The sequence below is a fragment of the Sporolactobacillus inulinus genome, from assembly GCF_006539285.1.
Taxonomy (GTDB): Bacteria; Bacillota; Bacilli; order Bacillales; family Sporolactobacillaceae; genus Sporolactobacillus; species Sporolactobacillus inulinus.
This window is the reverse complement of sequence record NZ_BJMS01000085.1, coordinates 1-14,774: the sequence shown is the minus strand read 5'-3', so window position 1 is coordinate 14,774 and position 14,774 is coordinate 1. Positions and strand designations below refer to the sequence as shown.

The following is a 14,774-nucleotide window of genomic DNA, read 5'->3' as shown; positions in this document are numbered from 1 at the left end:
TATTTTGCCCGGTTTTTCTTATGGTTTGGTAAAAGCTTCGATGCGATTCATTACGATCTCAGCTGAAATAGAGGTAGAGCAGCTGTACGAAGAGGGTCAACAGGAGCAGATAGCGCCATGTGAATGGAAAGTTCCAGTTCGAGAGCGTCAGTGGTTTTTCATTGATTAATCCTGCCATCATGCCAAGCGTTGCATTGTAAGGGCCCATCAGAAAGGCGGGAATTGCGCCGCCAAGCATGGCAACGGTAACTACGATTGGTGCATCAAGCAGCGCTTGTGTTTTAAGCGCTTCGGCAATCAGCGCAAGACCAACCGCAGGATGCAGACCAATGAAGGCCAGCAGGAATGGAATGAGCGGCAGAAGCACAAGGAACGCCCTCAATCCGGTAAACTGGATCAAAGACTCCATACCCTGAGTAATCACAGCATCGGTATGCGAAATGCGCAGCGCCGTGATAAAAAATCCGGCGGTCAGGAAAATAAAAAATTGATTCTGCATACGGGGAATATAGGTTGAGAAATGGTCCTTAACACGAGTGAAAAATGGACGGGCTTGGCCAATTAACCAGCACCAGAGTAGTGCAAAGGGGAACACAATCACACTGACCAAAAATAGAAAGCTGAATGAAGAGAGGTGATCAAGCAAAAGGATCACACCGTTCAGTGCCAGTACGGCCGCAGCGATCTGCCAGGGTTTGCGCCTGGGGTGGCCGGAACCAGCGGGCTCAGCACGCGCGGCGGCTGTTTCCTTTTCTACTGAAACATAGGCGAAGCGGGGCGTTCCTTTTCCGGCGAGCCGCCAATCAAGCAGTAAGCCGCAAATGCTCAATAGGATAAGCGGCAACAGAATCTGTGAATAAGTTGTCCCGGTCAAGTAGAGTACGGTGCCGACGATCGGTGTGATCGGACTCCATAAGAGCGGCATCGCGTAGCCGTGAGTGATGGCGCAGTTGATCCAGCGGCTCTTATGTTCAATGCGAAAATAATCTATTGATGAAGCAACGGCATGATAAGCAAGCGGAAGTGCAGCCAGATTCATGAAGGAACTGAAGAAAAAAGAGAGGCATGAAATGAGCCTATAAAGATGCGGCGGGCTGCTCACCTTTTTCCTGATGATTTGATTGAGTTCATGAGCGTAGCGGCCAAGGCGAATCGGAAGTGCCAGAATCGGTACCATTGTAAAGAGCGTGACCATTTGAATCATTTCGCCGAACGATAAAAGAAATGAGCTTGCTGCTGCATGGCTGATGAGGAGCATGAGACTGCCTAAGCATAAGAAAGACAAGCCGAATGCCATCGCCAGCCCGCGCACACGGCGCAAGCTAAAGAGCACAATCAGCATGCACAGTGCAGAAACGGATTGATTCAAGATTTGCTGCTGCGGCAACAAAGTGGCCAATATATAGCTAATCATTGCCATAAGAAATAAAATGCGTATCAATAAAGTACCTCCTGATGATTCATTGCCGGTTTTGTCTGTGGGCATTGATCATGATAAAGAACGGTAGCCCTTTTTAACTTGCACAACCGGGGAAAAAATACTAATGTGATGCTAACCAAATCCATGGATTTTAAGGATCAGATTTTTGAAAGTAGGCGAAGTCTGTGACAAGAAATAAGAAAAAAGCTACGGTGTTCATGACAGCTATTGCAACGGGGACGCTGCTGAATCCTTTAAACTCATCGATGATTGCGCTCGCATTGCACAGCATTCAGGACGATTATCAGCTTTCATTTGCCATGGTTTCGTGGCTGATCTCGGGTTTCTATCTTGTGAGTGCGGTCGGTCAGCCGGTTGCGGGAAAAATGGGGGATCTGATCGGCAGAAAGAAATTGTTTCTGACCGGACTGGTCATTGCCGCGTGCGCGTCACTTGCTGCGCCTATTGCGCCGGCATTCGCTTTTCTGCTGATTTTTCGACTGCTCCAGGCGGCGGGAAGCAGCGCGGTTTATCCCTCCGGCGTATCTCTGGTCCATGATTATATTGCTCATGAAAAACAAGGCACAGCACTAGCGGTTCTTGCGATCAGCGCTTCGGTCATGACTGCTTTCGGCCCGACGGTTGGCGGATTCTTGATTGTCTGGGGCGGCTGGCCAAGTATTTTCTATGTCAATCTGCCTTTTATATGCGTCAGTTTCATTCTCGGATGCTTGGTCATCCCGAAGGATGTGAAGGAGGAAAAATTGCGGATACGAACGCTGCTTGCACGGCTGGATCTCATCGGCATGGCTTTGTTTTCATTTGGTATAGTCAGCCTACTGTGGTTTTTACTTGAGCTGGAGCATGCGCCGCAGTTTTTCGCTTTAATCGTATCGGTGATCTGTTTTACTGCCTTGGCCTGCTTTGAATGGCATTGCAAACGTCCATTTATTGATGTGCGCTTACTTAAAGAAAACCATCGTTTGACAGAGGTTTATTTACTGTTCATCCTCATGAATCTTGTCAATTATTGTTTGTTTTACGGCATGCCGAATTATTTTCAAAGCGGGCTGAAATTGAGTGTGCGGACCAGCGGGGCGATGATGCTGTTTATGTCGGCGGCTAGTGTGGCTGTGTCGCTTCTTTGTGGGCGCTGGATTGAGCGAAAGGGGACCGAAATTCCAATTAAGGTTAGTGCTGCCTTAACTGCCGCTGGCGCTGTTTTTCTGCTGTTTGCTGTAGGGAGTGGATTAGGGTTCATCGGCACCGTCCTAATCCTTTTCGGTATCGGTTACGGAATCTGCAATGTAGCACTTCAAGCGGCGATGCTTGATGCGGTACAGGCAGAAGCAGTCGGTGTTTCATCAGGACTTTTTCAAACATGCCGATTCATCGGATCAATTGGATCCACAGCCATACTTGGACTGATTTTTGGTAGTTCCGTGACCCAAGCGCACTTATCCGAACTCGCGTGGTTTTTGATTGCCATCAGCGTGCTCGCACTGTTAATCAGCTTTTGCTTTTTTCGGGGAAATCGGCCGCCAGATTTCGATTAAACATTCTGCGACATTTATCAAAGCTTAAGGATTTTCTGCTATTATTGAATTATCAAGTTGCACGAACGAAAGTGTGGAAGGGTTTGAGCATTTGTGACATGGAGAATTTTATTCGGCATTGCTTGCGCGTTGTTTGCGTCGACAAAGAGAAGAAATGTGGTGCTTTGGTTCATTGCAGGCTTCTTCTTTGAAGTGTTTGCACTGATCATTCTATTTTTTCTGCCCAAGACGATACGGCAAAGCGGTTCTTCACGAAGGAGCGCGGCAGGGAGAAGGGGTCCGAGCATGCAGTGGACCCGAAAAGGCACGCATATATGCCCCTACTGCGGTAGCTCAGTCGTTATTGACGATATTCCAGGGCGCTGGACATGTCCAAATTGTGGGCAAACCTTTACATACGGGACTGATGGACAAACGCATCAGGCGGACGAGGAAACACTCATGCCCCAAGTGGAGTGGATCGTAAAGCTTTTTGCCAAGCTTGCAAAACAAGATGGCATTGTCTCGGAAAACGAAGTACGCCAGGTGGACTTGATTGTGCGCCAGGCGTTCCAACCGAGCAGGCAGCAGCGGCGCAAGATCATGACCATCTTTAATGAATCGCGTTATTCCGATGAGTCCTTTGAATCGATTGCGCAAAATCTCTATGATTCGCTGGGTGGTCACCGCGATGTACTGGTGGACACGGTGACGGCACTTCTTGCTATTGCTGTCGCCGACGGTGCGCTACGCCCGGAGGAGGATGCGATGATTGGCGCGGCTGCCGGAATATTTGGTCTTGCTCGTCACTATGAAGTGATTAAGGCTCAATTTTTTGGACAATCTTCCAGCAGCAGGACGTCAAATAAGACAAGCCTCGAGGAAGGCTATCGCTTGCTTGGCTGCACACCGAGTGATTCAGATCAGGTCATCAAGAAAAAATACCGTCAGCTCATTAAGGACAATCATCCCGACCGTCTGATGAGCCGAGGAGCATCCGAAGCAGACATTAAAGCAGCTAATGAAAAGGTGGCGCAGATCAAACGCGCCTATGAACAGATCATAGCGGCTCGCTCATGATCCGTGCCGCCATTCCGGCTGGATGGTGAAGGCGACGCTTCAAATGATAAAAAGATGAACAGACGAGGAGGGAACATGATGCAGCAAACTTTTATAAAACAGAGTGAACCATTGGTATCTATGGCTGGGAGGTCTTCTAAGATTACCATTTACCCTTCCTATTTTCTGCAAGGGATGCCGGGAACGGCTGAGGACCTGTTTCTGAGGAGGGGCGTTGCGGATAAACTACTCGCGATTGCCTCGCAGCTCCCTGAAGGACGAAGGCTTGTTCTGATTGATGGCTGGCGTTCTCTAGAAACGCAACGCTTTATCTATACGCAGACGGTCGCCCAATTTCGCAAAGCAGGACATTCGGAGGAAAAGATTAAAAAGGAGATCCCCGGTTTTGTGGCCTATCCGTCAACCGATCCTGCGAAACCGGCGCCGCACCAAACCGGAGCGGCAATCGATCTGACACTTGCCGATGAGGACGGTTGGCTTGAGATGGGCACCGATTTTGATGATTTTACTGAGGTCGCCTATTTGGACTATTACGAAGGGAAAACAGAGCTGAGTCCTAAGGAAAGGCAAGCGCGGGATAACCGGCGCCGATTAAAACAAATGATGGAAGATGCCGGCTTCACGCATAATCCGTCGGAATGGTGGCATTATTCTTATGGCGATCGTTCTTGGTCACAGGAGCATCACGAGACTCAGCGATACGGAGGGATTGTCCCTGAGCTTTAGAACGATGGAACTTGGTGGAGGCTTCAGAATGATTGATCACATTTTACCCGATACATTTTTCCAAAAACCGACTCAAGAATTGGCAAAGGCGCTGCTTGGTTGCTTGCTGGTCAAAGAATCGCCGCAAGGGACGGCGTCCGGCTATATCGTTGAGACCGAGGCCTACATGGGGGCAATGGATCGTGCCGCGCACAGCTTCGGCAATAAACGGACGAAACGAACGGAAATCATGTTCTCTTCGGCAGGTCATGTCTACACCTTCACCATGCATACCCACACACTCGTGAATGTAGTAAGCGGGCCGGTCGGTGTGCCTGAGGCCATCCTGATTCGCGCCGTTGAGCCGGTAGACGGACTGGCGCTTATCGCTTCACGAAGACCGGTTGCGCGCGCCGTTGACCGAACAAATGGGCCCGGCAAGCTTACCCAAGCTCTGAACATTACTCGCGACGATTATGGACGACTGTTCACAGAACCCCCGCTTTATCTTGCACAGGGCTTTATCCCTCAGCACGTGAGTCGGGGGCCGCGTATTGGTATTGAGAACACCGGTGAGGCACGAAATTATCCTTGGCGGTACTGGGTGACGGATAATCCTTATGTATCCAAGATAAGAAAACGCAATTAGGTTAGAAAGTCTAACATATTAGATCGGATTATGCTTGATCTAATGCGATTCTTAATGTTCACGCACTATTCACAGAAAATTGTTAATTAAAAAGTAGATTGGGTATTTACAAGTGATCAAAATTCTGATAATATCAGTGTCAACCACAAGAAGTCAGAAAACAGGAGTGAAAATCATGGCACAGAGTGTTAACCGCATAGCAGTGAACGGCTTGATTCGAATTATTTTGCGATTGCGCACATGAAGGACTGAAACAAAGACCATTGTTTTAATAATGGAATTGTTTGAGTCCAGCTTTTCATCTTTAAAAGTAGGCGCTCAAGCAATCGCAGAAGCGCCTATCCGGAACGCGGGTAGGTTTTTTTATTCGGCTTTTTTACACATCGGTGGAACACTTGGTTGCCGTGAAGTGGCATCATAAAATCAATTGGGGCTCTTTGTGGCGGAATATTTTGATTATTTCTTCATAAGAGAAAAATTATTAAGGAGCGAAAAAGGATGAAGACAGAGAGGAAACAGAGAATGAAGGATTATTTCATGGATCGTATGTATAAGTGTTCGGCGGGGATTGCCAACGCAATCTTAGTAACATTAGGTATGGGGCTTCTCTTTGAAACATTGGGCAAATTCACCGGCTACCAACCTTTTATGGTAATCGGTGGCGCAGCTAAAGTACTTCTTGCTCCGGCGATCGGTGCAGGTATTGCTTATCAATTAAGGGCGAACACGTTGACAATGTTTAGTGCGATGGCTTGTTCGGCGGTAGGTGCCAATGCGATCGTGATTCAATCGGCGGCTCCTCAAGTGTTGACGATAGCTCCTGGACAGCCGGTCAGCGGTGTTATTGCAGCGATCATCGCGGTCTATGTGGGTAAGAAGATCAGTGGCAGAACGAAATTCGACATGATGGCGATCCCGTTCGTCTCCATTTTTGTAGGCGGAATTTGCGGATACGGTCTTGCAGCCGTCGTTACCCCGGCACTTAACTGGGTCAGCGGTCAGATCACGCACTCGGTTCAAGGCTCTCCACTGATTGCATCGATGGTCATTGCACTGGTATGGAGCATCTTCCTGATGTCGCCTGCTTCATCAGCAGCTCTTGCGATTGCACTTCAACTTGATCCCGTTTCGAGTGCTGCCGCACTGATCGGGTGTACGGTCCAATTCGTTGGATTTACGGTGATGTCATTTAAAGAAAATGACTTTGGTGGTTTCTTTGCGCAAGCCCTTGTGACACCTAAGGTTCAATTCCCTAATCTCGTGAAAAATCCGAAACTTGTGATTCCTCCGTTCGTTGCGGCGGTTGTCAGTGCACCAATCGCAACGATGCTCCTTCATTTCCAAGTTCCTTACGAACTTGGCGGACTTGGTCTCAGTTCATTCATCGCTCCTTTGAACATTCTGGCGCTCCAAGGTGTTAAAGGCTTGATGACATTTGTTGTCGCAGGCGTCTTAATTCCTGGTGTCATCACCGTTGTGCTCTATCGTGTGATCAAGATGTTCGGGTGGGTTAAAGGCGGAGATCTGCACATGGAAGTGCAATAACAAAGAGATATAGAAGATTGCCAAACAGATAAATAGAAATGACCGAAGCGGAAAAGGGGGCCGCTTCGGTTTTTTTTGCAGGTAAAGAAAGTATGGGATTTTTGGTCGTGCAAAAGACTGTACATCAAAAGCGCAGGTGCTCGGGCGCCTGCGAGACAGCGAGCGGCTGGAGTGTCGTTCGTGCACACGGTGATGAATCAAAGCCGAATGGAGGCGGCGTAACTTAGCTTGTCTTAGGTCACTGAAAAAGTCCATTGGGCAGTTGAATGTTTGATTCAATTCAACATTCAACTGCTTTTCTCTTTGGCATGAAACGCCATCTGAGCATTGTGCGTCTTCCTAATGCCTATGTTAGAATGAACAGGTAAAAGGAGTGCAGGTCTTATGGGAAAATCGAAATCGAAATCGAAAACGAACGCGATGCGTCTTCTAGACTCAGAGGGCATCCCTTATCAGGTGCAGCTTTACACGGTTAGCGATGGATTGATTGACGGCGTTTCCGTTGCCAAGAAAGTAGGAGAAGATCCGCAGTTTGTGTTTAAAACACTGGTCACACAAGGACACAGCGGCGAATTCTATGTCTTTGTTGTTCCGGTTGCTGAAGAATTGAATCTGAAGAAAGCGGCTGCGACAGTCTCCGAGAAAAAGGTGGAAATGATCCATGTCAAAGACATCCAAAAACACACCGGGTATGTACGCGGCGGCTGTTCGCCGATTGGTATGAAAAAACAGTACCGAACGGTCATCGATGCATCCGCCCGTTCACTTGACCATATCATTGTCAGTGGCGGCAAGAAGGGTACTCAAATCATTCTTGCCGTGGATGACTTGATCAAAGCTGCATATGCCGAGTTGGCAGACATCACTAAATAGCGACGAACAGGGATTAGCGAGTGTGAAGGTTTCAGGAAATGTGAGGCAGACGCCATCTATTGAGGTGCATCCTTGAGGATCGTATCAGTAAAGAAAGGTAGCAGGAATTAAAAATGGATATGGAGCCGCAAGAAACGCAAAGACAAGCGCCACTCTTGCGGCTTGTTTTTGCGAAAAATGTCCCTTCAAGTAGAAAGAGCCCAGCCAATAAATGATCAGTCCCGCCAACAGTACCGCAAGCAAAAAGCTGATTGTACTGAATGGCGACGAGTAGATGGTATAATAATCAATCAAATATAAGCGGTATTTTGCACTGATTGTACCGATTAATGCGAGGAACAGTGAAGCCGCTGAATTGGCGATCATGTTCACGAACCACAGACCGATAAGTGTTCGGAAAAAATGGGACAACGTCACTTTCACATTAAAAAACAAAAGTGCCAAACTGAAAATCAATGCATCAAGAACGAGGTTGATCACTGCAGCGATACCGATCATCGGTGGAAGAAGATAGTACATAAAGATCGGTGATGCAGTGCTATTCAAGAAAACGGGCACACATATCATTACTTTTCCTTCTTTCAGTGCTCATGAGCGATGCATTGATTCTCACAACGGGCATTTATTTGATGATTCGATTATTTGAGTAGATGCCCTTGATTTCTTCCGGTGATTTTCCACGAACAAGCAGGCAGAAATTTTCGTAACCTATTTCAAGATGTGCATTCATGAGTTGTTCCAAGGCACGCAAACCTTGCGGATGCTTATGGATCTTCTCGATCTCGTTCTTATAGAGGTCAATAATCGATCTCTGGACAAAGTGGGGGGCGTATTGCATGGCATAGGCATCTTTTCCAAGCATTAAGCCGCACAGGTATTCATATTTAAACTGAAGCTGGCGTGTGAAGTTCACAAGGTGCAACAGTCGGTAAAAAGTGTTTGGGTAGCTGACCTTGAAATTATCAATGGCAGTTTGCGCTTTTCTGAGATCCTGGATGCTGCTTATTGTTTTCATTGAAGTGAACCCCTCCTCGTCATTTGGATCCTAGCGGAACTTTCTCTTTTTATTATATGCCTTCGCTCAAGATAGCGAAACACTGTCTGTCCGAATTTGAATAGGTTCTTTCAAGTAAGCGTTTGCTTTTCGTGCAACAGACCCATGAATGCTGCGTACTTGAACAGACCGGCGCCGCATGGCATCATCTACTTATGAAATCCGTCTTTTTTGTATCCTGAAAAATGATTCTGGTGTTTATTCATCAAAGTTATTTTTCGCACTTGATCGAAACAGAATGATGCGTTAGGAAATCATAGAAAATGAAAATGCACAACGGTACATGAGTATTGAAGTTTCAATCCGTGCATGTTATAGTTATTACTCAATGAAAATCCGTATAACAAAACCAAATTATAACATAACACAAAAGGTTATTGTTGTCAAGAGAAATGAATCGATTTTATTATAATCATCATCGCTTTTTGAATTATTGAAATGAAGAGGTGTTTGCATGATGGCGGAACGTGAACGCAGGCAGGAGCAGAAACGGGTTAATGAAGTTGTCGATGTCATCACAGAAAAAATTGAGAAGATTACAGGCAAAAAGGGCGAAGTGCGAAAAGGAATTGTCGACCTGAGAAAAACCTTTTGGGATGATGTTACCGTCAATCTCGATGAAAATGATGATGTTTACGAAACACAGGCCAGCATTAAGCAACAAGCAGAGCTGCTTTCGGAGCGTGAGCGGCGTCACGGTCAGATGACGAAAGAGCTCAAAACGCTGTTTCGATTGCAGGAAACGCCTTACTTTGGTCGTATTGATTTTCGCGAGGAGTACGAGGATCAGGTGGAGCCGCTCTATATTGGCATTGGCTCATTAATGGACAGCAGAAACGAGGATTTTCTGATATACGATTGGCGAGCGCCGATCTCAAGCATGTACTACGATTATGCACCGGGTCCGGCAAAGTACAGCTCGCTTGATGGTGAAGTTGAAGGCAGCATGACGCTGAAACGACAATTTATGATTCGAGACGGACAGATCAAAGGAATGTTTGATACCGGGTTAACGATCGGCGATTCGTTGCTTCAAGCAGTACTCAGCGGCAAGGCATCCACACACATGAAAAGCATTGTTGCAACGATTCAACGCGAACAAAACCAAATCATTCGCAATGAGCAAGATCGCTATCTGATTGTTCAAGGTGCAGCCGGAAGTGGCAAGACGTCAGCTGCGCTGCAACGTGTTGCTTTTTTGTTGTACCGCTATCGGAAAACGCTGCGTTCGGATAACATGCTGCTCTTTTCGCCGAATCCGCTCTTCTCTAGCTTTATTTCCTCAGTACTGCCGGAGCTTGGTGAGGAAAATGTTGTTCAGACCACATTTAAAGACTTTATTGAGGAACGAATGGGCGGGGAGCTGCAGCTGGAGAATCCATTTGATCAGACCGAAACTTGTCTGACAATGGGAGAAGGGCCGCAATTAAAAACCAAAATTGCGGGGATCCATTTTAAAGCTTCGCTTGCCTATCGCGATTTGATTGATCATTGGCTCGATCATTTGAAGCGCGCCGGAATGTTTTTCCGTGATGTTGCGTTTCGCGATCGGATCATTGTTTCAGGCAAAGAGATCGAGGGCTATTTCTATGCGCTGCCGCAAGATCAGACGTTGCTTAATCGCCTCGAACACGTGCGTGATTGGCTCTTGCGTCGTATCGCCATCTTCTCGAAGCATGAACGTCAGGAAGATTGGGTGCTGGAGGAGGCCGGACTTCTTGACAAATCAGACTATAAAAATATCTTTGATAAGCTGCAGCAAGAGAAACAGTTCAGTGATGCGACCTTTGACGACTATGATCGGGAAGAACTGCTGCTGCGCAAAATCGTGATGAACCGGCACTTGAAACGGTTGAGACGCCAAGTGAAGGAACTGGATTTTGTTAACACACAAAAGGTATATAGCGAGATTTTCTATCAGAAATACAGTGTGGATGCCGTACCTAAAGAATGGGGCGCGATTTGCCGCGCAACGCGGATGCGCTTTGAAGAAGGGGATTGTCCTTGGGAGGATGCTGTACCCTACCTTTATATGAAGGAAAAGATACAAGGACGAAAGGGTAATCGGGATATCCGCCATTTAATCATTGACGAAGCGCAGGACTACTCGCCGGCTCAATTGGCGTTTTTGAAGGCGGCGTTTCCGCGCTGCCAAATGACCATTCTCGGTGATGTGAATCAAGCGATCTATGCGCAAAGTCTTGGCGAAGACACGATGCTTTCGGAGCACTTATACGACCCGAACGACGTGCAGAAATTAACCTTGCTGCGCAGTTATCGATCAACGAAAGAAATTATGAACTTTGCCCGAGCGATTGTCCCAATGGGGAAGGTTATTGAACCGTTTGATCGCAGCGGCAGGCTTCCGGAGTGGATTGATACGCACAACCAGTCAGAGAAAACAGAGATCATCTTAAGTAAGATCGATGATTTCAAGCAAAACGGTCATGAAACAATCGCATTGATCGGAAAAACAATGAAGGAATGCCAAGAAGTCTATGATCTGCTTAAACAGCGGACGGATGTAAAATTGATTACACAAGAAACGTATCAATTCGACAAGGGCTTTATTATTATTCCGATCTATTTGGCCAAGGGTATTGAGTTTGACGCAGCGATTATCTATGATGCTTCGGCAAGCAACTACAGCCATGAAAGTGAACGGACGCTCTTTTACACAGCATGTACGCGTGCGATGCATGAACTGGTTCTGCTCTCAAGCGGGGCGGCAAGCCCATTTCTTGATACGGTTCCATCGGAGCATTACACACGCACGCAGTTGTGAGGGTTCAGCATAAATCCACAGAAGCATAAAAGACCTCTCAGTTCATTTGGGCTGGGAGGTATTCATTTTTGTGGAAACCTGCAAACCGATCCAGGCACTGATGGCGAGTGGGGAAATCGCTTCACGTCAGGAACGATCCGGTAGATGCATGGTGATCGTTGTACCGGAACCAAGGCGGCTCTCGATCATCAACTCTGTTCCGAAAAATGTGCTCCTTCCCAATGTTGGCTGAGAATTGCAAGCGAGCTATAAGACGCCTGCGGCGCACCGCTGTTGCTCGAAGGCACGTAAATTTCTGCATGGCTGAGCGCGACTGTTTTTCTTAGCGGAAGATAACATTCGGCACTTGATCATGGTACACTTTGATTAGGTATTTTTTTGAAAAGGCGGGATGGTTTGTGTGGCGCAAATGGCTGGCTGTACTTTGCATCGCGGCAGGTATTCTTTTGATTGCTTCTCCTTTTTTAAAGGAAGGTTTGATCGGTTATCTGAGCGGGAAGTTGAATGCGGAGCAATTGACAGCAACTCAGCTTAAGAAAAATAATCAACGGGATGCCTCCTTTGATTATAAATCGATTCAGCCGCCGTCGTTTTATGAGGCGGTGAGGGCCGGGACGCGTGTTTCCTCTCATGCGGTGATCGGGCGCATTCAAGTGAAGCGTCTTGGGATTGCGCTCCCTATTTTAAAGGGGACGACCAGCAGCAATTTACTGGTCGGTGCGGCTACTATGCGTTCGGATCAGAAAATGGGCAGCGGCAATTATGCGCTTGCCGGGCACCACATGCGGCGTGAAAATCTGCTTTTTGGTCCATTGATGCATGTGAAAATCGGTGATGAAGTCGTCATTACCAACTTGACGACTGACTACGTGTATCGGGTCTCGAATCGAAAGATTGTTTCTGAAAACGAGGGCAGTGTCGCTCTCCAAACCAATGACAAACGCATCACATTAGTCACGTGTGACAAGCCGACGCGTACACCGAATCGATTGATTGTCATTGGCAAACTGGTTCGTGTTGAGGCTCATCAATGAGCATGAATAATCGCGCTTTATCATTTTTTAGAGAATAGGATGATCCCATTGAGTATTCTTGATGTTGACGATTTGTATAAAACATATGGCGTGCAGACGCTCTTCGACCATATCTCGTTTTCCATTTCCGAGGGTGAGCGGATTGGGTTAATTGGCGTCAATGGAACCGGGAAGTCGACCTTGCTGAATGTGCTCACGGGGCGTGACTCGGCAGAAAGCGGCGGTATGCGGCATGCCAATGCCTTTCGGCTCGAGTATCTGCCTCAGACCCCGGTTTTTGAAGACGGCGTGACTGCGCTGGACCATATTTATGGAGGCGTTTCGCCGATTATGGCTGCCGTGCGCAATTATGAGCAGGCGCTTGCCCAATTGGAAAAGAATCCGGCAGATGCGAAACTTCAAGAACAGCTCCTTAAGCGCCAGCAACAGATGGATGCGGCGAATGCCTGGGATGCGGAAGCTGCAGCAAAACGGATTCTGACCCGGCTCGGCATCCATGACTTTGACACGCCTGCAAACGAATGCTCCGGCGGGCAAAAGAAACGAATTGCCCTTGCGCGCGCACTGATTCAGCCGGCCGATCTGCTGATTCTCGACGAGCCGACGAACCATTTAGATAACGCCATTATTGACTGGCTTGAAGAAGCGCTGGACCAGTATTCAGGTGCGCTTTTGATGGTGACCCATGATCGTTATTTCTTGAATCGCGTAACCAAACGCATTCTTGAGCTGGATCACGGGAAGCTTTACAGCTATGACGGCAATTATGAACTGTTTCTTGAAAAGAAAGCAGAACGTGAAGCGCATGCGGCATCCGGTGAGGTTAAGTTGCAGAATCAGTTGCGCCGTGAACTGGCTTGGCTGCGCCGCGGCGCGAAAGCACGGTCAACCAAGCAAAAAGCCAGAGTGGAGCGTGTACATCAGCTTCAAGAACACAAAGGACCGGAAATCAAACAGTCGGTGGACGTAGCACTCGGATCGACACGCCTCGGCAAGAAAGTGATTGAGGCGGAGCAGCTTTCGAAGCATTTTAATGGTCGCGAACTTTTTCATGAATTTAACTTGCTCGTTACACCGGGCGAACGCTTGGGCATCATCGGGGGCAACGGCAGCGGCAAAACAACGTTGCTTAATATTCTAGCTAAGCGGCTGAATCCGGATTCAGGAACAGTGGCTATTGGCGAGACCGTAAAGATTGGTTACTACACCCAGGAGCATGCCGAAATGAATGAAGATCTGACGGTTATCGACTATATTAAGGAAGCAGCGCAAGTGGTGCGCACGGATGACGGGCAGCAGGTGACGGCGGAACAGATGCTCGAGCGTTTCCTGTTTTCGCGCCCGCGTCAGCGCACATTTATTCGCAAATTGTCCGGTGGCGAGCATAAGCGGCTTTATCTGTTGCGCATTTTGATGACGGAACCCAATGTCCTTTTTCTTGATGAACCGACAAATGATCTGGATACGGAGACGCTGACCGTTCTCGAAGATTACTTGTTGCAATTTCCAGGCACTGTGCTGGCCGTATCACACGATCGCTATTTTCTTGATCGGGTTGTCGATCGATTGATCGTCTTTGAAGGGGACGGTCGCATCCGCCGCTTCGAGGGAAACTACAGTGAATACATGGATGAACGAAAAAAAGAACAGGCAGCGGCGGTAAAGACCAAAGCAAACAAAAAAGAACTACCGATTCAAAAGCCTGCTGCGAAAAAGAAAAAACTAACCTATAAAGAGCAGCAGGAGTGGAACGGGATTGAAGATCGAATTGCATCGCTCGAAGAACAGGTCGAACAGCTGAAAAAAGAAATTGCCCAAGCAGGCAGCGATGCGGGCAAGGTTCAGGAATTCTATAAAAAACAGCAGGAAATGGAAGTGAAACTCGATCAGGCGATGGAACGTTGGACCGAATTATCGTTAAAAGTGGAAGAAATCGAAAACCAATAAGAAAAAGGCAAAAACCCTTGATCAGGATTTTTGCCTTTTTTCACAGGATAAGAAAGGGATAGGATTTTGCTCCGTCTTCAAACCAATAGACCAATGTCTTGACCAGGAATCAAAGCAGAGGTGCTTTGGCGCCTGCGGGATCGCGCC

13 protein-coding genes are annotated in these 14,774 nt (G+C 47.5%); 10 read left to right on the top strand and 3 right to left on the bottom strand.

Annotation, left to right across the window (positions count from 1 at the left end; translation table 11 throughout):
- Nucleotides 1-58: 58 nt before the first annotated feature.
- Nucleotides 59-1,441: a hypothetical protein gene (locus SIN01_RS11405; RefSeq protein ID WP_010026219.1), complete on the bottom strand. Its 1,383-nt coding sequence runs from the start codon at nt 1,439-1,441 to the stop codon at nt 59-61.
- Between the two features lie 197 nt (nt 1,442-1,638).
- Here SIN01_RS11405 and SIN01_RS11400 point away from each other — a divergent pair, with 197 nt between their 5' ends.
- The 6 genes from SIN01_RS11400 (at nt 1,639) to ybaK (ending at nt 7,807) form a co-directional block, all read left to right on the top strand.
- Nucleotides 1,639-2,976 carry an MFS transporter gene (locus SIN01_RS11400; RefSeq protein ID WP_047035013.1) on the top strand — a complete coding sequence of 446 codons (1,338 nt, stop codon included), beginning with the start codon at nt 1,639-1,641 and terminating at the stop codon, nt 2,974-2,976.
- A 93-nt stretch (nt 2,977-3,069) separates the two neighbouring features.
- Nucleotides 3,070-4,035 carry a TerB family tellurite resistance protein gene (locus tag SIN01_RS11395; protein WP_029548160.1) on the top strand — a complete coding sequence of 322 codons (966 nt, stop codon included), beginning with the start codon at nt 3,070-3,072 and terminating at the stop codon, nt 4,033-4,035.
- Nucleotides 4,036-4,110: 75 nt separating this feature from the next.
- Nucleotides 4,111-4,761, top strand: a complete 651-nt coding sequence (locus SIN01_RS11390) for a M15 family metallopeptidase (protein WP_029548159.1) — start codon at nt 4,111-4,113, stop codon at nt 4,759-4,761.
- A gap of 28 nt (nt 4,762-4,789) precedes the next feature.
- Nucleotides 4,790-5,389, top strand: a complete 600-nt coding sequence (locus SIN01_RS11385) for a DNA-3-methyladenine glycosylase (protein WP_010024779.1) — start codon at nt 4,790-4,792, stop codon at nt 5,387-5,389.
- Between the two features lie 498 nt (nt 5,390-5,887).
- A complete protein-coding gene (locus tag SIN01_RS11380) occupies nt 5,888-6,934 on the top strand; it encodes a PTS sugar transporter subunit IIC (protein WP_010024778.1) in 1,047 nt (348 codons plus the stop codon).
- Between the two features lie 384 nt (nt 6,935-7,318).
- The gene (gene ybaK / locus SIN01_RS11375) at nt 7,319-7,807 is read left to right on the top strand and encodes a Cys-tRNA(Pro) deacylase (protein ID WP_010025383.1); all 489 of its coding nucleotides are present in this window, start codon (nt 7,319-7,321) and stop codon (nt 7,805-7,807) included.
- An 84-nt stretch (nt 7,808-7,891) separates the two neighbouring features.
- Here ybaK and SIN01_RS11370 read toward each other — a convergent pair whose 3' ends face one another.
- A complete protein-coding gene (locus tag SIN01_RS11370) occupies nt 7,892-8,374 on the bottom strand; it encodes a hypothetical protein (RefSeq protein WP_010025381.1) in 483 nt (160 codons plus the stop codon).
- 55 nt (nt 8,375-8,429) lie between these two features.
- Entirely contained in the window at nt 8,430-8,822 is a 393-nt protein-coding gene (locus SIN01_RS11365) for a hypothetical protein (protein WP_010025380.1), read from the bottom strand.
- 493 nt (nt 8,823-9,315) lie between these two features.
- Here SIN01_RS11365 and helD point away from each other — a divergent pair, with 493 nt between their 5' ends.
- The 4 genes from helD to SIN01_RS11350 all read left to right on the top strand — a co-directional run bounded on the left by helD (nt 9,316) and on the right by SIN01_RS11350 (nt 14,627).
- Nucleotides 9,316-11,646, top strand: coding sequence for an RNA polymerase recycling motor HelD (gene helD / locus SIN01_RS11360; RefSeq protein ID WP_141306082.1), 2,331 nt, complete (start codon nt 9,316-9,318; stop codon nt 11,644-11,646).
- A 70-nt stretch (nt 11,647-11,716) separates the two neighbouring features.
- Nucleotides 11,717-11,878, top strand: coding sequence for a hypothetical protein (locus SIN01_RS15080; protein ID WP_156994749.1), 162 nt, complete (start codon nt 11,717-11,719; stop codon nt 11,876-11,878).
- A 166-nt stretch (nt 11,879-12,044) separates the two neighbouring features.
- Nucleotides 12,045-12,680, top strand: a complete 636-nt coding sequence (locus SIN01_RS11355; protein ID WP_010025378.1) for a class A sortase — start codon at nt 12,045-12,047, stop codon at nt 12,678-12,680.
- A 48-nt stretch (nt 12,681-12,728) separates the two neighbouring features.
- Complete coding sequence (locus SIN01_RS11350) at nt 12,729-14,627, top strand: ABC-F family ATP-binding cassette domain-containing protein (RefSeq protein ID WP_047035010.1); 1,899 nt, start codon at nt 12,729-12,731, stop codon at nt 14,625-14,627.
- Nucleotides 14,628-14,774: the final 147 nt, after the last annotated feature.